Here is a 17,866-nt window from a genome sequence, read left to right on the forward strand (position 1 = left end):
TTGAGAAACACAAGGGGGTGCGCATGACCGGACGGACGCAGACCGGCGCCGGAGATCTGCTCGAACTGGTCCGCAGCGGGCGAGCCGTCACGCGCGGGGCGCTCCAGCAGGCCACCGGACTGTCCCGGGCGACCGTCGGCCAGCGCCTCGACCGGCTCTTCCGCGCGGGCTGGCTGCGCGAGGGCGCCGGGGGCCCCGTCGACTCCCCGCTGGGCGGCCGCCCCTCCATCACCCTGGAGTTCGACGACGCCCATGCCGTCGTCCTCGCCGCCGACCTGGAGACCCGGCACGCGCGTGCGTGCGTGCTGTCCCTGACCGGCGAGATCCTCGCCGAGCACAGCGGCACCCTGGCGATCGAGGACGGCCCGGACGCCGTGCTCGGCGAGCTGGGCCGCTGGTTCGCCGAGCTGCTGGAGAAGGCGGGGCACCGCGCGGAGGAGGTCTGCGGGATCGGGCTCGCCGTGCCGGGCCCGGTCGACCTGGAGAGCGGCCGGGTGGTCCAGCCGCCGATCATGCCCGGCTGGGACGGCTACGACATACGAGGGCGCCTGGCCGGAGCCTTCACCGAGCACACCGGGACCGGTCCGGTCCCGGTGCTCGTCGACAACGACGCCAACCTCATGGCGTACGGCGAACAGCGCACGGCCTACCCCGACTGCTCGGCGTTCGTGCTGGTCAAGGTCTCGACCGGCATCGGCGCCGGAGTCGTGGTCGACGGCTCGGTCTACCGGGGCATCGACGGCGGCGCGGGCGACCTCGGTCATATCCGGGTCCCGGCGGGCGCGGAGGCGCTGTGCCGCTGCGGTTCCTACGGCTGTCTCGCCGCCGTCGCGAGCGGCGGTGCCGTGGCGCGGCGGCTGGCGGCGACCGGGGTGCCGGCGGCCTCGGGCTCGGATGTGCGCGACCTGCTCGCGTCCGGGCATCCGGAGGCGGCGGCGCTCGCACGCGATGCGGGCCGGCAGGTCGGGGACGTGCTGGCGACCGTCGTGACGCTGCTGAACCCCGGGGTCCTGATGATCGCCGGAGATCTGGCCGGTACTCCCTTCCTCACGGGCGTCCGGGAGCTGCTGTACCAGCGGGCGCTGCCCCGCTCCACCGCCCGGCTGGAGGTCGTGACCTCGCGGCTGGGGGAGCGGGCCGGGCTGATCGGGGTGGGTGCGCTGGTCGTGGAGCATCTGTACGCGCCCGAGCGGATCGAGGAGAGGCTGCTGGCCATGGGCGTATGACGCCCCTGTTTCCGGCCCCGTTTGCGTCCGGATGCGCGTCCGCATGGTGAAATCCGGCACCCTGTGGCAGCGTGATTCTCGCCACCCTTGAGAAGGGTGCCGCTCGGATGAGCGGATCTTGGGCGACTGCACTTCTCCAAGGGGTGGCACTGAGTGCCACCCCTTGATCGTTCATCGATCGAAATCAGGCGTGCGAATAGCCGCTCGAATGAGCGGCTAAGAGGGTCTGGGGGTGTCGCCGCGTTCAAGAAGTGAAAACATCTGCCGCGTGTCGCTTGCCAAGCTTTGACTTTCGATCCGCTGGCGGACGACTGGTTACGGGCGTATGACGCCCGAGTAGACGTACCCAGGCGCCTTCGATCTGGGTATGTTCCTCGCCGTCAGGGCAGCCACCGCGTCCTCGAGGGAGTCGAGACCCGTGTCGGAAAACAAAGAACCCCACGTAGCAAAGTTCGTCTACGACTTCACCGAGGGAAACAAGGACCTCAAGGACCTCCTGGGTGGCAAGGGCGCGAACCTCGCCGAGATGACCAACCTGGGACTCCCCGTTCCCCCCGGCTTCACCATCACGACGGAAGCCTGCAAGGTCTACCTGGACAGCGGCGAGGAGCCCGCGGCACTGCGTGACGAGGTGAGTGCGCACCTCGACGCGCTGGAGCAGCGCATGGGCAAGAAGCTCGGCCAGGCCGACGACCCGCTGCTCGTCTCGGTCCGCTCCGGCGCGAAGTTCTCCATGCCGGGAATGATGGACACGGTCCTGAACATCGGTCTCTCCGACAAGTCGGTCCAGGGGCTCGCCAAGCAGGCCGGCGACGACCGTTTCGCCTGGGACTCCTACCGACGGCTCATCCAGATGTTCGGCAAGACCGTCCTCGGCGTCGACGGCGACCTCTTCGAGGAGGCCCTCGAGAGGGCCAAGGAGGCCAAGAAGGTCACGGTCGACACCGACCTGGAGGCCGCCGACCTCAAGAAGCTCGTCACCGCCTTCAAGAAGATCGTCAAGAAGGAGGCGGGCCGGGACTTCCCGCAGGACCCGCGCGAGCAGATGGACCTCGCCATCCACGCGGTCTTCGACTCCTGGAACACCGACCGCGCCAAGCTCTACCGCCGCCAGGAGCGCATCCCCGGCGACCTGGGCACCGCGGTCAACGTCTGCTCGATGGTCTTCGGCAACCTCGGCCCCGACTCGGGCACCGGCGTCGCGTTCACCCGTGACCCCGCCTCCGGCCACCAGGGCGTCTACGGCGACTACCTCCAGAACGCCCAGGGCGAGGACGTCGTCGCGGGCATCCGCAACACCGTCCCGCTCGCGGAGCTGGAGCAGATCGACAAGAAGTCGTACGACCAGCTGATGCAGATCATGGAGACGCTGGAGAACCACTACAAGGACCTCTGCGACATCGAGTTCACCATCGAGCGCGGTCAGCTGTGGATGCTCCAGACCCGGGTCGGCAAGCGCACGGCGGGTGCGGCCTTCCGGATCGCGACCCAGCTGGTGGACCAGGGTCTGATCGACGAGGCGGAGGCGCTCCAGCGTGTCACCGGCGCCCAGCTCGCCCAGCTGATGTTCCCGCGCTTCGACGAGAACACCAAGGTCGCGCAGGTCGGCCGGGGCATCGCGGCCTCGCCGGGCGCGGCCGTCGGCAAGGCGGTCTTCGACTCGTACACCGCGGTGAAGTGGTCGCGTTCGGGCGAGAAGGTCATCCTGGTCCGCCGGGAGACCAACCCCGACGACCTCGACGGCATGATCGCGGCCGAGGGCATCCTGACCTCGCGCGGCGGCAAGACCTCCCACGCGGCCGTGGTCGCGCGCGGCATGGGCAAGACCTGTGTCTGTGGCGCGGAGGAGCTGGAGGTCGACACCAAGCGCCGCCGGATGACGGTCCCGGGCGGACACGTCGTCGAGGAAGGCGACCTGATCTCCATCGACGGCTCGTCGGGCAAGGTCTACCTGGGCGAGGTGCCGGTCGTGCCGTCGCCGGTCGTCGAGTACTTCGAGGGCCGGATGCACGCGGGCGCCAACGACGCCGACGAGCTGGTCGAGGCCGTGCACCGGATCATGGCGTTCGCGGACCGCAAGCGGCGCCTGCGGGTGCGGGCCAACGCGGACAACGCCGAGGACGCGATGCGCGCCCGTCGCTTCGGCGCCCAGGGCATCGGCCTGTGCCGTACCGAGCACATGTTCCTCGGGGACCGCCGCGAGCTGGTCGAGCGGCTGATCCTGGCCGACACGGAGGCCGAGCGCGAGGAGTCGCTGAAGGCGCTGCTCCCGCTGCAGAAGCAGGACTTCGTGGAGCTGTTCTCGGCGATGGACGGGCTGCCGGTGACGGTACGGCTGCTGGACCCGCCGCTGCACGAGTTCCTGCCCGACATCACCGAACTGTCGGTCCGCGTGGCGTTGGCGGAGTCCCGTCAGGAGCCGCACGAGAACGAACTGCGGCTGCTCCAGGCCGTGCACCGGCTGCACGAGCAGAACCCCATGCTGGGCCTGCGCGGAGTGCGCCTCGGCCTGGTCATCCCCGGTCTGTTCACCATGCAGGTCCGCGCGATCGCCGAGGCCGCGGCCGAACGCAAGAACGCCAAGGGCGACCCGCGCGCGGAGATCATGATCCCGCTGGTGGGCACGGTCCAGGAGCTGGAGATCGTCCGCGAGGAGGCCGACCAGGTCGTCGCGGAGGTCGAGGCGGCGACGGGTGTGGAGCTGAAGCTGTCGATCGGCACGATGATCGAACTCCCGCGCGCCGCGCTGACCGCCGGTCAGATCGCGGAGGCCGCGGAGTTCTTCTCCTTCGGCACCAACGACCTCACCCAGACGGTGTGGGGCTTCAGCCGGGACGACGTGGAGGCGAGCTTCTTCACGGCCTACCTGGAGAAGGGCATCTTCGGCGTCTCCCCGTTCGAGACGATCGACAAGGACGGCGTGGGCTCCCTGGTGAAGCTGGCCGCCGAGGCGGGCCGCAAGACCCGCCCCGACCTCAAGCTCGGCGTCTGCGGCGAGCACGGCGGCGACCCGGAGTCGGTCCACTTCTTCCACGAGGTGGGTCTGGACTACGTCTCCTGCTCCCCGTTCCGCATCCCGGTGGCCCGCCTGGAGGCGGGTCGCGCGGCGATCACGGCGAACGGCAGCGACCACCGGTAGGGCCTCTGACGGCCTCTGACGGCCCCTCAGACCCCGGATCCGCCGCCCGTCCCCGACCCTCATCCGATGGGCGGCGGCTCCGGACCACGAAAGGCGGCACCCTGTGCGGGGGTGCCGCCCTTTCGCCTGCGGCCGAGGCCGCGAGCCCGCTGCCGACGGGTCAGCTGTCGCAGGCCACCCCGTCGTTGTCGCGGTCCAGGTGGGAGGCGTAGCCCGGCTCGCCTCGGTGGATCGGTGCGGCGCCGGCGGCGCGGGCCTCGGTGCAGTTGGCGTAGTAGACGCTGTCTGGGTCCGGATCGGACCCGGAGCCGGTGTCCGCCTCGGCCTGTGCCGTGACCGTCCTGGTGACCTTGACCGTCTTCGTGGCGGTCACCGTGGCGGCCGGTTCCGGTTCAGCCGTCGCCGTGGTCGTCGCTGTCACGGTCACTGTCGGCCGTGGCTTGGCGGCGGCCGGCTTCGCGTCGCTCGTCGTCTTGTCCGGGTCGCCGCTGCCTATGCCGACCCCGAGGAAGAGCGCGAGCGCGAGGGCGGGCAGGACGTACCGCTTCCGGGCCCACTTGGGGGCGGGCCGGGAAGCGGGCGTCGGCGGCCACGGCGGCGCGGGCTGATTGTTGTACGGGTTGGCCATGTCGTCCCCCTGGAGGTGTTACGTGAGGGGATGACCGTATTGCCGTCGTCACGGTTGTGGAGGTGAAGTGGTCATTCCGTGACCATTACATGTCAGATGGCGTTACGTCCGGAACTGCCCCGTCACCTCACACGGGATGCCGCCCGACGAACTCCCGCTCGTCCCCCGCCGGCGCCCGCACCGCCGGTGCCTCTCTGCGGCGCCCGCCCGGCCTTCCCGGATGCTGCCCCAGCGTCGGTCCCTGTGCCGACGGCAGGCGGACCACCGCGTCCAGGCCGCCCGTCGCCGCCGCGCGCAGGCTCGCCTCGCCGCCGCTCGCGTGCGCCAGCCGCTGGACCAGGGCGAGGCCCAGACCGGTGCCGCCCTTGGGGGCGCCCGGTGCGCGCCAGAAGCGGTCGAAGGCGCGGGCGCGCTGGTCGGCCGTCATGCCGGGTCCCTCGTCGGTGACGTGCAGGTCCACCCAGCCGGGGTGGAGGGCGCGGCGGGACGGGGCGTTCGGACGCAGTTCCACGGTCACCGTGCTGCCGGCCGGCGAGGCGCGCAGCGCGTTGGACAGGAGGTTGTCCAGGATCTGCTCCACGGCGCCCGGGAGCGCGAGGACCGGGCCCCCGCTGCCCGCGAACAGGACCAGCGAGACACCCTGCCGGCCGTAGAGAGGCAGCCAGGTGCGGTGCCGCTCCGCGCAGACCTCGCCGACGTCCACCGGGCGCCGCGTCGCCGCGTGCTCCTCCAGCCGGGCCATCGCGAGCAGCCCCTCCACCATCCGGGCCAGCCGGTCGGTCTCCGTCACGGCCGCGGTCAGGCTGCCCCGGCCGCGCGCGGACACGCTCGGCTCCAGGTTCTCCAGGCGCAGCCGCAGCGCGGCCAGCGGCGTCTTGAGCTGGTGCGAGGCCTCGCCCGCGAAGGCGCGCTGAGCGTCGAGAAGATGGGCGAGCCGGGCCGCCGTACGGTTGAACGCGGCGGCCAGACTGCGGACTTCGGGCGGGCCCTTGGTCACCGCCACCGGCGTCGCGCGGCCTCCGTCCGCCAACTCGTGTGTGGCCCGCTCCAGTTCACGGATGGGGCGGCCGGTCCAGCGCGCGATGCCGAAGCCCACGAGGACGACGGCCGTGAGGACACCGAGCCCGCCGAGGGCGAGCAGCAGCCACACGTGATGGACGCGCTCGTGCACCATCCGGGTGGGGACCGTCAGCCACACGGCACCCTGAGCGCCGTGGCCCATGGGCGCGGCGACCGACAGGTACTCGACCCCGCCGATCGTGGAGGTGCGCACGTCCGCCGTCGACGCGCCCCGCAGCGCCGCCACGATGCCCGGCCGGGAGGCCAGGGCGGCGGACGCCTTCCCGGACAGCGGGTGCGAGGAGGCCAGCAGCGCGCCCGCCTCGTCCACGACGACGACCTTCCCGCCGATGCGCGCGGCACAGTGGACCACCCGCTGGGGCAGGTCCCGCTCGGCGCGGCCCGTCTCCAGTGCCAGCGCCGCGTACGCGGAGACCGACTCGGCCTCGTCCCGCGCGGCGCCCACCACCCGCTCCCGCTCGCCGCGTGAGTACACGAACCCCAGCGGGATCTCCAGGCAGAGCAGCACCAGGGTGGCCAGAGTGAGATAGCTGAGCAGGATCCGGCGCGTCATGCCGGCCCGGCCGGTCCGGTGTGCACCGCCAGCCGGAAGCCGACCCCGCGCAGCGTCTGGATCCAGGCCGGATGCCCCAACTTCCTTCGCAGCGAGGCGACATGGACGTCCAGAGTCTTCGTCGGGCCTTCGTAGAACGGGTCCCAGACCCGGTCCAGGATCTGCTGCCGGGAGTAGACCGCGCCCGGGTCCTCGGTGAGCAGCGCGAGCAGGTCGAACTCCTTGGGTGTGAGCGGTACTTGGGCCTCGCCGATCCAGACCTGCCGGGTACGGCGGTCCACGGCGAGCGGACCGGGTTCGGGCGCGGGAGCCGCCGTGGGCGGCGGGACGGCGGCCTCCTGCGTGCGCCGCGTCCGCCGGGTCACGGCCCGCACCCGGGCCACCAACTCCCTTACGCTGAACGGCTTCGCGAGATAGTCGTCGGCGCCGAGTTCCAGGCCCAGGACCCGGTCGGCCTCCTCCCCGCGCGCGCTGAGGATGACGATCGGGACGTCGGAGACCTCACGGATGCCCCGGCAGACGTCGATGCCGTCCATGTCCGGCAGCCCCAGGTCCAGGAGTACGACATCGCCGTGCGGCCCTCTCAGCCCCTCGCTGCCGGTGGTCACGTGATCGACCGTCAGGCCGAAGTGACCGAGGCCCTCGGCCAGGGGTTCGGCGATCGTCTCGTCGTCCTCGATGAGCAGCACGCGCAGGCCCATACGTCTTATCTCTCCCACCCGAATTCATATTCTCTGCCCTGTGCCCGACACGCTACAAGAAGCAGGCTCGTACCGGGAGTCGGGAAAAAGAATGTCCTGCTTCTGGCCGCGCTCTGGCCCGCTTTTAACCTTCCTCTGTACATCGTCCCTCTACGGTGATGCGCACTGGTCGAACTGCCAGCTCAGGAGGCACCCTTGAAGGCATTGCTGGACCGTGCGCGCTCGTTCAGGCGGCGGGTCGATTTCGAGAGCGGCGAATACCGGAAACTGACCGAGGGGCAATACCCGGAGGCACTCTTCATTACCTGCTCGGATTCGCGAGTCATACCCGCACTGATCACCGGCGCCCGGCCCGGTGAGATATTCGAGCTGCGCAACGCGGGCAATATCGTGCCGTCGTACGGACAGCACGCGGCAGGTGGTGAGGCCGCCACCATCGAGTACGCACTGGAGGTGCTCGGGGTTCAGGACGTGGTCGTGTGCGGTCACTCACACTGCGGGGCGATGGGGGCGCTGCGCTCCGGCGACGACCTGACCGCGCTGCCCGGGGTGGACGCGTGGCTGGGCCTGGCCCGCCCGTCCCTTGCCCCCGTGCTCACCGGCGCCCCCGACGACCTGGAGCTCTCCGACGTCGTCCAGCGCAACGTCGTCAACCAGCTCGCCGCGCTGCGGAGTTACCCCGTGGTGCGGCAGCGGCTCGACAGCGACCGGCTGCGGTTGCACGGCTGGTACTACGAGGTCGACAACGGCCAGGTGCACGAGCTCGACGAGGACGGCCGCTTCCGGGTGCACGCCGGATGAGCGGGGCACATGCGCGGGGACGGGGGGACAGGGCCGCGCCGAAAGGCCGTAGGGAACCGAGGAGTTCGGGACAACCGGCCGACTCGCGGGAGCCGAGCAGCCCACAGGCACCCAAGGGCTCGAACGGCCCGAAGGGCGACCTCGGCACCGAGATCACCGCCTCCCTCGTCGTGTTCCTCGTCGCCCTGCCGCTCTGCATCGGGGTGGCCGTCGCCTCCGGGGTCCCGGCCGAACTGGGCATCATCTCCGGGGTGATCGGCGGACTCGTGGTCGGCGCGGTCCGCGGCAGCACCTTGCAGGTCAGCGGACCCGCCGCGGGGCTCGCCGCGCTGGTCGCGGAGACGGTCGCCGAGCACGGGGTGGCCATGCTCGGGGTGATCGTCCTGTGCTCGGGGATCCTCCAGGTCGTGCTCGGTGTCGTACGGCTCGGGCGGATGTTCCAGGCCATCTCGATCGCCGTCGTGCAGGGCATGCTCGCCGGGATCGGGCTGCCGCTGATGTTCAGCCAGGCCTATCCGATGGCCGACGACAAGGCGCCCGGCGCACCGATCGAGAACATGGCCGGGATCCCCGGGCTGCTCGCGAACGTCCTGACCGACCGGCAGGCGATGACCGCGCTGCTGCTCGGCATCGTCACCGTTGTCCTGAGCTTCGTGTGGAAGAAGGCACCGGGACCGGTCAGGAAGGTCCCGGCCGCGCTGGTCGCGGTGGGCATCGGGATCGCGGTCGCCGCGCTGCCCGGGGTCGAGGTGAAGACCCTCCAGGTCGGCAACCTGCTCGCGGCCGTCCAGGTGCCGGGCGCCGAGCAGTTCGCGGGTCTCGCCGACGCGGCCATCATCACGTCGATCCTCACCTTCACGGTCATCGCCTCGGCGGAGAGCCTCTTTACGGCGGCGGCCGTGGACCGCATGCACAGCGGTCCGCGCACCCGCTACAACACCGAACTCGTGGCCCAGGGCGCCGGGAACACGGTGGCCGGCATCCTCGGCGCGCTTCCGATCACGGCCGTGGTCGCACGCAGTTCGGCGAACGTCCAGGCGGGCGCGAAGACCCGGCTCTCCCGCACCCTGCACGGTCTGTGGCTGCTGGCCTTCGCGCTGCTGCTCCCGCAGGTCCTCGCGCTGATCCCGATCTCGGTACTGGCCGGGGTCCTGGTGCACAGCGGGTGGAAGCTGCTCGCGCCGGAGGAGTTCCCGAAGATGTGGCGCCAGGACCGGGGCGAGTTCGTGGTCATGACCGTCACCACGCTCGTCATCGTGGCGACCGCGCTGCTGGAGGGCGTGCTCGTGGGGCTCGCGGCGGGCATCGTGCTGGCCGCCCTGCGCATGTCGCAGACCGTGATCCGGCAGCACATCGAGGACGACACCGCGAAGATCGTCATGGCCGGCAACGCGACCTTCCTGCGCCTGCCGAAGGTCATCGAGGCCCTGGAGGCCGCGGCCGCCTCCGGCAAGCCGCGCATCCGCCTCGACCTCACCGGCGTGACCCACCTGGACCACGCCTGCCGCAGCCAGGTGGAGGAGTTCACGGCCCAGCAGCGGGGGAGGGGGCTGCGGGTGGAACTGCTGATGCCGGGGCCGGGGGTGGTCGCGGCGACGGCGGCGACCTCGGCGGCCGACGCGCGGACTGTCGGGGCGGCGTCCGGCGGTGCCGACGTGGTGGGTGCGGGGATGGCGTCCAGGGGTGCCGGTGCCGGTGCCGGTGCTGGAGCGGGGGCGGTGTCCGCAGATGCCGGTGCACTGGGTGCCGGTGCGGCGGGTGCCTGGTCGACGTCCGTGGGGGCTGGGGCGGAGGGCACGGGGGCGGAGTCCGTGGGCGCTGGGGCGGCGAGTCCCGGGGTGGCGTCCGGAGGTGCCGGGGCGCTGGGTGCTCGGGCGGCGTCCGGGGGTGCTGGGGCGATGGGCGCTTGGACGACGTCCGCGGGTGCCGGGGCGGAGGGCGCCGGGGCGAGGTCGGTCGGTGCCGGGGTACCGGGCGAGTGGGCATTCGGGAGCAGGACCTCCGCCGAGCCGGCCCTCGGCGGCCAGGTCTCCGACACAGCCGCCGGTGGCGAGGGGCGCCCATTCGATACGGGGGCCGCCGGAGCCGGACCCGTCGCCTCCTGGCCCGACATCTCCGATGCCCACGACTTCTCCGCAGCCGGGGCTGACGACGCGCCCGGCACCCGGCCCGACGGCTTCCGCACCCCGGCCGCTTCCGCAGCCGAGGCGTTCCCAGGTGAGCCGGGCCCCGGGGCCGAATGGTTCTACCTGGACACGCGGCCCGTGCCGGACGATTACGCGCCGCGCCCTCCGCTCGTAGGCTGAGGCCCACCGTCTGCGGAGGGAGCCCGGTCATGTCCGGCTGGAACGTGAAGGCCATCCCCGATCAGAGCGGACGCGTGGCCGTCGTCACCGGGGCCAACAGCGGGATCGGGTACGCCACCGCGCGGGAGCTGGCCCGTAGGGGCGCCCGCGTGCTGCTCGCCTGCCGCAGCGAGGCGCGCGGTGCCGGGGCCGGGGAGCGGCTGGTCGCCGAAGTGCCGGAAGCGGAGGTGCAGTTCGCCCGCCTGGATCTCGGGGACCTGTCCTCCGTACGGCAGTTCGCGGCGGCGTACCCCTACGACCGCCTCGACCTGCTGATCAACAACGCGGGCGTGATGGCACTGCCGTACGGCACGACGGCGGACGGCTTCGAGACGCAGTTCGGCACGAACCACCTGGGCCACTTCGCGCTGACCGGCCTGCTGCTGCCCACGCTTCTCGAGACACCCGCGGCACGCGTCGTGACCGTCTCCAGCACGGCGCACGCGCTGGCCAACATCGACATCGACGACCTCAACAGCGAGCGTCGCTACCGCCGTTGGGTCGCCTACGCCCGCTCCAAGACCGCCAACCTTCTCTTCGTCCACGAACTGGCCCGCAGGCTGGCGGCCCACGGCTCGGACGTGGTCGCGGCGGCGGCGCACCCCGGGTACGCGGCCACCAACCTCCAGACGGCGGGCCCGAAGATGGCAGGCCGCAGGGCCGCGGAACGCTTCATGCGGGTCGGCAACCGTTTCTTCGCCCAGTCCGCCGACGCCGGGGCCCTGCCCACCCTCTACGCCGCCACCGCCCCCGACGTACCCCCCGACTCCTTCACCGGCCCCTCGCTCGGGGGCTGGCGCGGTTCCCCGGCCCCCTCCTGGCGGGCCCCCTGGACCCGCGACGACCGGGCGTCCCCACGCCTTTGGACCGCCTCGGAGGAGCTCACGGGGGTGACGTACGACGCTCTGAAGGTCTGAGCTCTCAGTCCTTCCGGCCGGTCACCGCCACCGTCACACCCAGTCCGATCATGGTCAGTCCGCCGACCCCGCCCACCAGGGAGAGGCGGCGCGGCGAGCGGGCGAACCAGCCCCGCGCGGTCGCCGCGACCAGCCCCCACACGGCGTCGGAGACCAGCGCGATGACGTTGAACACCAGCCCGAGCAGCAGCATCTGCGCGGCCACATGGCCCTGACCGCGGTCCACGAACTGCGGCAGTACGGCGGCGAAGAACACGATGGTCTTGGGGTTGGTCACGCCGACCGCGAACCCCTCCCAGAACGTCCGCAGACCGCCGTGCCCCGCCGCCGCAGCCGTCACGTCCTCGGCGAACGCCGCGCGCAGCGACCCGCGCCCGCGCCACGCCTTGACGCCCAGGTACACGAGGTAGGCGGCTCCGGCGAGCTTGAGCGTGGTGAAGACCAGGACCGAGCGCTCCACGATCGAACCGACCCCGAACGCGACGGCCAGCACCAGCACATAGGCGCCGACCGTGTTCCCCGCCACCGTGGTCAGGGCGGCACGCCGGCCCTGAGCGAGTGCCCGGCCGATCACGAACAGCACGCTGGGTCCGGGGACCACGATCAGCAGGAACGACATGGCCGCGAAGGCGAGGAGACGGTCGGTGGGCACCATGGCGCCATGCAAGCACGGGGGACCCGCGCCCTCCAGCGGATTTTCTCCGGCCGATCTTCGCCGGTGGACTGTCAGGCCGTCGCCCCGCTGTCCACCACCAGGTCGGTGCCCACCACCGAGGAGGCGTCGTCCGAGGCCAGGTACAGGACGGCGGCGGCGATCTCGGACGTGGTCGAGACACGGCCCAGGGGGAGGGCGGCCTTCGCACGCTCGGCGCGGTCCGCCTCCGTCTCGCCGGGGCGCAGGGACATCGGGGTGTCCACCGCGCCGGGGCTGACCGCGTTGATGCGGACACCGTCGTGGATGTGGTCCAGGGCCGCGCCCCGGGTGAGGGCGGAGACGGCCGCCTTCGTGGCGGCGTACGCGGCGGCGCCTGGGGCGCGGGTGTGGGCGCCGAAGGTGGAGGCGATGTTCACGATCGCGCCGCCGGAGGGCTGCGAGCGCATCTGGCGGATCTCGGCCCGGAGCGCCAGGAACATCCCGGTGAGGTTGATGTCGAGCTGTTCCTGCCAGTCCGCCGACGACAGTTCGGCCAGGGGCTGCCCGCCCCGGAACACCCCCGCGTTGTTGACGGCCACGTCGAGCGAGCCGAAGCGGTCCACCGCGACGTCCACGACGGCCTGCATCTCGGCGTCCCGCGCGACGTCCCCCGTCACCATGAGTGCCTTGCCGCCCGCCTCCTCGATCAGCCGGACCGTTTCCGTCAGCGGCTCCCGCCCGCGTCCGGCGACGACCACCTGCGCACCCTCCGCGGCGAACGCCAGGGCGATGGCCCGGCCGATTCCCGAGCCCGCGCCGGTGACGAGAGCGGTCCTGCCGATGAAGCGCGTCATGATCTCCCCTGATTCTTGACCGACTTATTCTTGACCGATCGGTTCAGTATGGCGGCAAAAAAAAGGGGCGCCGCCCGCCCTGAAAGGGTTCAGTCGAGCAGCGCCAATGCCTGTTCCGCCGCGTCCCGCACCCGTGCCGGGTCCGCCGACGCCTTGCCGACGACACGCAGCCCCTGGAGCAGCACCAGCAGCATCCTGGCGAGGGTCAACGGGTCGCGGTCCGCCGGCAGTTCGCCCTGCGCCTGCGCGCGGACCAGCGCCGAGTGCAGCACGGTCTCCAGCTGGTCCCAATTGCGCTCGACGTGGCGCGCGGCCGCCGGGTCGTGCGGGGCCAGTTCGGCCGCCGCGTTGGTGACCATGCAGCCGTTTTGGCGCAGTTGCTCGTCGGCGGCCTCCGTGGCGTACCGCCGTACGACCGTCCGCACGGCCGGCAGCGCGGGCCCCGGCTGGGACAGCTCCCGCACGATCGGCGGGAGTCCTGCCCGGTCGTAGCGGTCCAGTGCCCTCAGGTACAGCTCGTGCTTGCTGCCGAAGGTGGCGTAGATGCTGGCCCGCCCGATACCGAGGTGCTCCACGAGGTCGGACATCGACGTCGCCTCGTAGCCGCGCCGCCAGAACAGCTCCAGAGCTGCCTGCAGCGCGGCCTCGGGATCGAACTCCTTGGTCCTGGCCACGTGTCGCAGCCTAGGCTTATCGAGAACGGTCGGTCAAGAAAGGTTTCTACGCCGCCCGCACCGCGTACGTCGTGATCCGCACCGACTCGTCGTCCAGGCACTGCCCGGTCTCCAGGTCGAAGCGCTGCTTCAGCAGCGGTGAGGCCACGAACGGCCGTCCCTGGTGGGTGCCGGTCAGGCCGCGGGAGAGGACCGCCGCGCCGCCGAAGGGGTCGCGGTTGTCGACGGCGTACAGGTTGCCGGCGCGGTCGCGGAACAGGGCGGCCTGACGGCCGTCGGGCAGCAGGGCCGCCACGCCCCGGCCGGGGAGCAGCCGGGCCAGCTCGCAGACCGCGAACCAGTCGTCGTTCAGCTGGAGTTCGACCTTCAGGTCGGTGGTCTCGGGTGCCAGGGTCATCGCTGGGCGCTTCCTTCCAGGGGGCGGTGGCCGATGGTCAGCAGCGGCAGGTCGGGCTTGATCTGGTCGCGCTCGGGGACGAAGCCGACGACCGGGTCGGGGGTGTCGGGGGCGTTCACGAAGGACACGAACCGGGCGAGCTTCTCGGGGTCGTTGATGGTGGTCGCCCACTCGTCGGCGTAGTGCGCCACGTGGGCCGTCATCAGGGACTCCAGCTCCTCGCAGATGCCGAGGGAGTCCTCCACGACCACGTCACGGACGTGGTCCAGGCCGCCCGGGATGCGCTCCAGCCAGGTCGAGGTGCGCTCCAGACGGTCCGCGGTGCGGATGTAGAACATCAGGAACCGGTCGATCAGCTTGATCAGTTCGGCGTCCGAGAGGTCCTGGGCCAGCAGGTCCGCGTGGCGGGGGGTCGCGCCGCCGTTGCCGCCGACGTAGAGGTTCCAGCCGTTGGAGGTGGCGATGACGCCGAAGTCCTTCGACTGGGCCTCGGCGCACTCGCGGGCGCAGCCGGAGACCGCCGACTTGAGCTTGTGCGGCGACCTCAGGCCCCGGTAGCGCAGCTCCAGGTCGATCGCCATGCGGACCGAGTCCTGGACGCCGTAGCGGCACCAGGTCTGGCCGACGCAGGACTTCACCGTGCGCAGGGACTTGCCGTAGGCGTGGCCGGACTCGAAGCCGGCGTCCACCAACCGGGTCCAGATCAGCGGGAGTTGTTCGACGCGGGCGCCGAACATGTCGATCCGCTGACCACCGGTGATCTTCGTGTAGAGACCGAAGTCGCGGGCGATCTCGCCGATCACGATGAGGCCCTCCGGGGTGATCTCACCGCCGGGGATGCGCGGGACGACCGAGTAGGAGCCGTTCTTCTGGATGTTGGCGAGGAAGTGGTCGTTGGAGTCCTGCAGCGACGCCTGCTCGCCGTCCAGGACATAGCCGCTCGCGCCGATGGTCGGGGCGAGGGAGGCGATGATCGAGCCGACCGCCGGCTTGCAGACCTCGCAGCCGTCGCCGCCCTTGGCGTCGTCGCGGCCGTAGCGGTCCAGCAGGTCCTGGTAGGTGTTGATGCGCAGGGCGAGGACGATCTCGTAGAGCTCCTCGCGGGTCTGCGAGAAGCAGCCGCACAGGCCCTTGTCGACCTCGACGCCGGACGCCTCCAGCTCGGCGGTGACGAGCTGGCCGAGCACCTTGACGCAACTGCCGCAGGTCGTACCGGCCTTGGTGCACTTCTTCACCTCGGGCACGGTCGTGCACTGGTGGTCGGTGACCGCGGCGCGGATCGTGCCCTTGCGGACGTTGTTGCAGGAGCAGATGATCGCGTCGTCCGGCAGCGCGGTCGGGCCGAGCTGGACGGACTCCCCGGCACCGGCGGGCAGCACCAGCGACTCGGGCTTGACCGGCGGGACCGAACCGGTGAACGCCTTCAGCGTGCCGTACGCCTCCGCGTCGCCGACCAGGATGCCGCCGAGCAGCGTGCCGTCGCGGCCGATGACCAGCTTCTTGTACAGGCCCGCACGCGAGTCGGAGTAGACGACGTCGAGGCAGTCCGCGGTCGCGCCGTGCGCGTCACCGAAAGAGGCGACGTCCACGCCGAGCAGCTTCAGCTTGGTGGACAGGTCGGCGCCGAGGAAGGCGGCCTCGTCGGAGGCGATGGTCGCCGCGGCCGTCTCGGCCTGCTCGTAACCGGGGGCCACCAGGCCGTACACCCGGCCGTCGCAGGCCAGCGCGCACTCGCCGATCGCGAAGACATGCGGGTCGGAGACCGTACGGCACTGCTCGTCGACGGTGATGCCGCCGCGTTCGCCGACCGTCAGACCGCAGTCGCGGGCCAGCTGGTCGCGGGGGCGGACACCGGCGCTGAACACCACCAGGTCGGTGGCGAGTTCGCTGCCGTCGGAGAGCTTCATGCCGGTGACGGCACCCTCGGCGTCGACCACGATCTCCTGCGTGCCCACCCCGGTGTGGACGCTCAGGCCCATCTCCTCGATGGTGCGCAGCAGCGCCGCGCCACCGCCCTCGTCGACCTGCACCGGCATCAGCCGCGGCGCGAACTCCACGATGTGGGAGGTCAGTCCGAGACCCTTCAGCGCGCCGGCCGCCTCCAGTCCGAGCAGACCGCCGCCGACCACGGCACCGGTGGTGCGGGTCTTCGCGTACTCCTCGATGGCGAGGAGGTCCTCGATGGTGCGGTAGACGAAACAGCCCTGGGCGTCCTTGTTGGGGACCGGCGGCACGAACGGGTAGGAGCCGGTGGCGAGGACGAGGGTCTCGTACTCGAAGACCTGCCCGGACTTCGCGGTGACCTTCTTCGCCTCGCGGTCGACAGCGACGGCCGGGTCGCCGACGTACAGCTCGATGCCGTGCGTCTCGATGAACTCCATGTCCGTCATGGAGAGGTCCTCGGGCGTCTTGCCCGAGAAGTACGAGGTGAGCGCGACGCGGTCGTACGCGGGACGCGGCTCCTCGCACAGCACGACCACGCGGTGGGTGGCGGTCATGCCGCGCTCGGCGAGTGCTTCGAGGAAGCGCTGGCCGACCATGCCGTGGCCGACGAGCACGATCGTGGGGGTGGGCCCCGGGGTGGCGGTCATCTCAGGAGCCTCCATCGTTGGTGAGCAGGTGGAGCAGCGGGCCGCCGTCGGAGGGGAGCGGCTCTGCTCCCTCCCAGGCGCGGGCGAGCGCGCCGACGGTGCCGAGTTCGCCGACGAGAACCCCGCCGACCAGGCGGTCGTCGCGGACGACGACCTTGCGATAGGTGCCGCGGGTGGCGTCCGCGAGCTGGACGACGTCGTCGCCCGGGAGCGCCTCGGTCTCGCCGAACGCCGCCAGGTCGAAGGCGGTCTGCCCGGGCAGCGTGAGCCGGGTCAGCGAACGAGTGCCGGTGTAGCGGGCGTTCCCCCGACCGGCCAGCAACTCGGCGAGCACATCGGCCTGTTCGAGGGCCGGGGTGGCGAGGCCGTAGACATTGCCGTCGTGCTGGGCGCAGTCGCCGATGGCGTGGATGTACGGGTCGGACGTGCGCAGTTCGTCGTCGACGACGACTCCCTTGCGGACCTGAAGGCCCGCGGTCTGCGCGAGACCGACACGGGGGTGGACCCCGCAGGCCAGGACCACGATCTCGGCGTCGAGGGCGTATCCGTCGGCCATCTCGACCGAGCGGACCGCGCCGCCGACGCAGCGCACGTCACGGACGCGCAGATCGGTGTGGACCTCGACGCCGAGGTCTGCGAGGTGGCGCCGGACGAGCTTGGACGCGCTCGGGTCGAGCTGGCGCTCCATCAGCCGCTCGGACTGCTGGGCCAGCATGACCTGGGCGCCACGCTGGGCGAGCGCGCGGGCGGCCGAGACACCGAGGAGGCCGCCGCCGATCACGACCGCCTTCACTCCGGGCCGGACCGCCTTGGACAGACCCAGGCAGTCGTCCATGGTGCGGAAGGCGTGGACGCCCTCCGGCAGCTCGTGGTCGGGGGTGAACAGACCGCGCAGCGGCGGCAGTACCGGGTTCGAGCCGGTGGCCAGAACCAGCCGGTCGTATGCGATCTTCGAACCGTCCGCGCACTCGACGGTCCGCGCCTCGCGGTCGATGCCCAGGACCCGGGCACGGGTCAGCGCGGCCGGCGCCGGAAGCGCGATGACGTCCGGGGTGTACCGTCCCGCCAGCACCTCGGCGAGGAGCACCCGGTTGTACGGGCGGTGCTCCTCCTCGCCGACGAGCGTCACGGGCGTGCCGAGCTCTCCGAGCCGCCGGGCGAGCCGGACGCCCGCGAGCCCGGCGCCGATCACCACCACACGCGTATTCGAGGTCATGTTCAGGAGCGTGCGTTGCGGGTGTTACCCGACCGCATCACATCTGTTTCCCGCGAGGAACGCTGCCCTCAGCAGATGCCCGGACCGGATGTGAGGGTTCGGCGCGGACG

General features: G+C 71.5%; 13 protein-coding genes and 1 pseudogene. 5 read left to right on the top strand and 9 right to left on the bottom strand.

What is annotated here, in order from left to right; translation table 11 throughout:
- Window positions 1-23 precede the first annotated feature (23 nt).
- Together AQJ46_RS11430 and ppdK are read left to right on the top strand one after the other, a co-directional pair.
- Window positions 24-1,226, top strand: coding sequence for an ROK family transcriptional regulator (locus AQJ46_RS11430; RefSeq protein ID WP_059205443.1), 1,203 nt, complete (start codon window positions 24-26; stop codon window positions 1,224-1,226).
- A gap of 418 nt (window positions 1,227-1,644) precedes the next feature.
- On the top strand, window positions 1,645-4,365 hold the full coding sequence (gene ppdK / locus AQJ46_RS11435; protein WP_059205444.1) for a pyruvate, phosphate dikinase: 2,721 nt from the start codon (window positions 1,645-1,647) through the stop codon (window positions 4,363-4,365).
- Window positions 4,366-4,525: 160 nt separating this feature from the next.
- Here the strand turns inward: ppdK and AQJ46_RS11440 are convergent, their stop codons facing one another.
- From AQJ46_RS11440 to AQJ46_RS11450, 3 genes are all read right to left on the bottom strand, one after another.
- Window positions 4,526-4,993: an excalibur calcium-binding domain-containing protein gene (locus AQJ46_RS11440; RefSeq protein WP_059205445.1), complete on the bottom strand. Its 468-nt coding sequence runs from the start codon at window positions 4,991-4,993 to the stop codon at window positions 4,526-4,528.
- Between the two features lie 127 nt (window positions 4,994-5,120).
- On the bottom strand, window positions 5,121-6,626 hold the full coding sequence (locus tag AQJ46_RS11445; RefSeq protein ID WP_059205446.1) for a sensor histidine kinase: 1,506 nt from the start codon (window positions 6,624-6,626) through the stop codon (window positions 5,121-5,123).
- Complete coding sequence (locus AQJ46_RS11450) at window positions 6,623-7,327, bottom strand: response regulator transcription factor (RefSeq protein WP_059205447.1); 705 nt, start codon at window positions 7,325-7,327, stop codon at window positions 6,623-6,625. Before AQJ46_RS11450 ends, AQJ46_RS11445 begins: the two co-directional genes overlap by 4 nt.
- Window positions 7,328-7,522: 195 nt before the next feature.
- Between AQJ46_RS11450 and AQJ46_RS11455 the strand changes: the two genes are divergently transcribed.
- The 3 genes and pseudogenes from AQJ46_RS11455 (at window position 7,523) to AQJ46_RS11465 (ending at window position 11,390) form a co-directional block, all read left to right on the top strand.
- A complete protein-coding gene (locus AQJ46_RS11455; protein WP_059205448.1) occupies window positions 7,523-8,128 on the top strand; it encodes a carbonic anhydrase in 606 nt (201 codons plus the stop codon).
- Window positions 8,125-9,747 (top strand): annotated as a pseudogene (locus AQJ46_RS11460) (SulP family inorganic anion transporter); the annotation flags it as partial. The gene AQJ46_RS11455 and the pseudogene AQJ46_RS11460, both read left to right, overlap by 4 nt.
- A 716-nt stretch (window positions 9,748-10,463) precedes the next feature.
- Window positions 10,464-11,390, top strand: coding sequence for an oxidoreductase (locus AQJ46_RS11465; RefSeq protein ID WP_059205449.1), 927 nt, complete (start codon window positions 10,464-10,466; stop codon window positions 11,388-11,390).
- Between the two features lie 4 nt (window positions 11,391-11,394).
- Here the strand turns inward: AQJ46_RS11465 and AQJ46_RS11470 are convergent, their stop codons facing one another.
- From AQJ46_RS11470 to AQJ46_RS11495, 6 genes are all read right to left on the bottom strand, one after another.
- Window positions 11,395-12,045 carry a LysE family translocator gene (locus tag AQJ46_RS11470; protein ID WP_059205450.1) on the bottom strand — a complete coding sequence of 217 codons (651 nt, stop codon included), beginning with the start codon at window positions 12,043-12,045 and terminating at the stop codon, window positions 11,395-11,397.
- A 71-nt stretch (window positions 12,046-12,116) separates the two neighbouring features.
- A complete protein-coding gene (locus AQJ46_RS11475) occupies window positions 12,117-12,878 on the bottom strand; it encodes an SDR family NAD(P)-dependent oxidoreductase (protein ID WP_059205451.1) in 762 nt (253 codons plus the stop codon).
- An 89-nt stretch (window positions 12,879-12,967) separates the two neighbouring features.
- Window positions 12,968-13,552, bottom strand: coding sequence for a TetR/AcrR family transcriptional regulator (locus AQJ46_RS11480; RefSeq protein ID WP_059205452.1), 585 nt, complete (start codon window positions 13,550-13,552; stop codon window positions 12,968-12,970).
- Window positions 13,553-13,598: 46 nt separating this feature from the next.
- Window positions 13,599-13,949, bottom strand: a complete 351-nt coding sequence (nirD, locus tag AQJ46_RS11485) for a nitrite reductase small subunit NirD (RefSeq protein ID WP_057615701.1) — start codon at window positions 13,947-13,949, stop codon at window positions 13,599-13,601.
- On the bottom strand, window positions 13,946-16,540 hold the full coding sequence (nirB, locus tag AQJ46_RS11490; RefSeq protein WP_059205453.1) for a nitrite reductase large subunit NirB: 2,595 nt from the start codon (window positions 16,538-16,540) through the stop codon (window positions 13,946-13,948). The genes nirD and nirB overlap by 4 nt, the downstream gene beginning before the upstream one ends.
- 1 nt (window position 16,541) lies before the next feature.
- Window positions 16,542-17,756, bottom strand: a complete 1,215-nt coding sequence (locus AQJ46_RS11495) for an NAD(P)/FAD-dependent oxidoreductase (protein ID WP_059205454.1) — start codon at window positions 17,754-17,756, stop codon at window positions 16,542-16,544.
- Between the last annotated feature and the right edge of the window lie 110 nt (window positions 17,757-17,866).

Source organism: Streptomyces canus (assembly GCF_001514145.1).
In the GTDB taxonomy this organism is placed as follows: domain Bacteria; phylum Actinomycetota; class Actinomycetes; order Streptomycetales; family Streptomycetaceae; genus Streptomyces; species Streptomyces canus.

Coding starts and splice junctions, on each gene's coding strand:
- AQJ46_RS11430 (WP_059205443.1), top strand. CDS start 24: ATGACCGGACGGACGCAGACCGGCGCCGGAGATCTGCTCGAACTGGTC.
- AQJ46_RS11440 (WP_059205445.1), bottom strand. CDS start 4,993: ATGGCCAACCCGTACAACAATCAGCCCGCGCCGCCGTGGCCGCCGACG.
- AQJ46_RS11445 (WP_059205446.1), bottom strand. CDS start 6,626: ATGACGCGCCGGATCCTGCTCAGCTATCTCACTCTGGCCACCCTGGTG.
- AQJ46_RS11450 (WP_059205447.1), bottom strand. CDS start 7,327: ATGGGCCTGCGCGTGCTGCTCATCGAGGACGACGAGACGATCGCCGAA.
- AQJ46_RS11465 (WP_059205449.1), top strand. CDS start 10,464: ATGTCCGGCTGGAACGTGAAGGCCATCCCCGATCAGAGCGGACGCGTG.
- AQJ46_RS11470 (WP_059205450.1), bottom strand. CDS start 12,045: ATGGTGCCCACCGACCGTCTCCTCGCCTTCGCGGCCATGTCGTTCCTG.
- AQJ46_RS11475 (WP_059205451.1), bottom strand. CDS start 12,878: ATGACGCGCTTCATCGGCAGGACCGCTCTCGTCACCGGCGCGGGCTCG.
- nirD (WP_057615701.1), bottom strand. CDS start 13,949: ATGACCCTGGCACCCGAGACCACCGACCTGAAGGTCGAACTCCAGCTG.
- nirB (WP_059205453.1), bottom strand. CDS start 16,540: ATGACCGCCACCCCGGGGCCCACCCCCACGATCGTGCTCGTCGGCCAC.
- AQJ46_RS11495 (WP_059205454.1), bottom strand. CDS start 17,756: ATGACCTCGAATACGCGTGTGGTGGTGATCGGCGCCGGGCTCGCGGGC.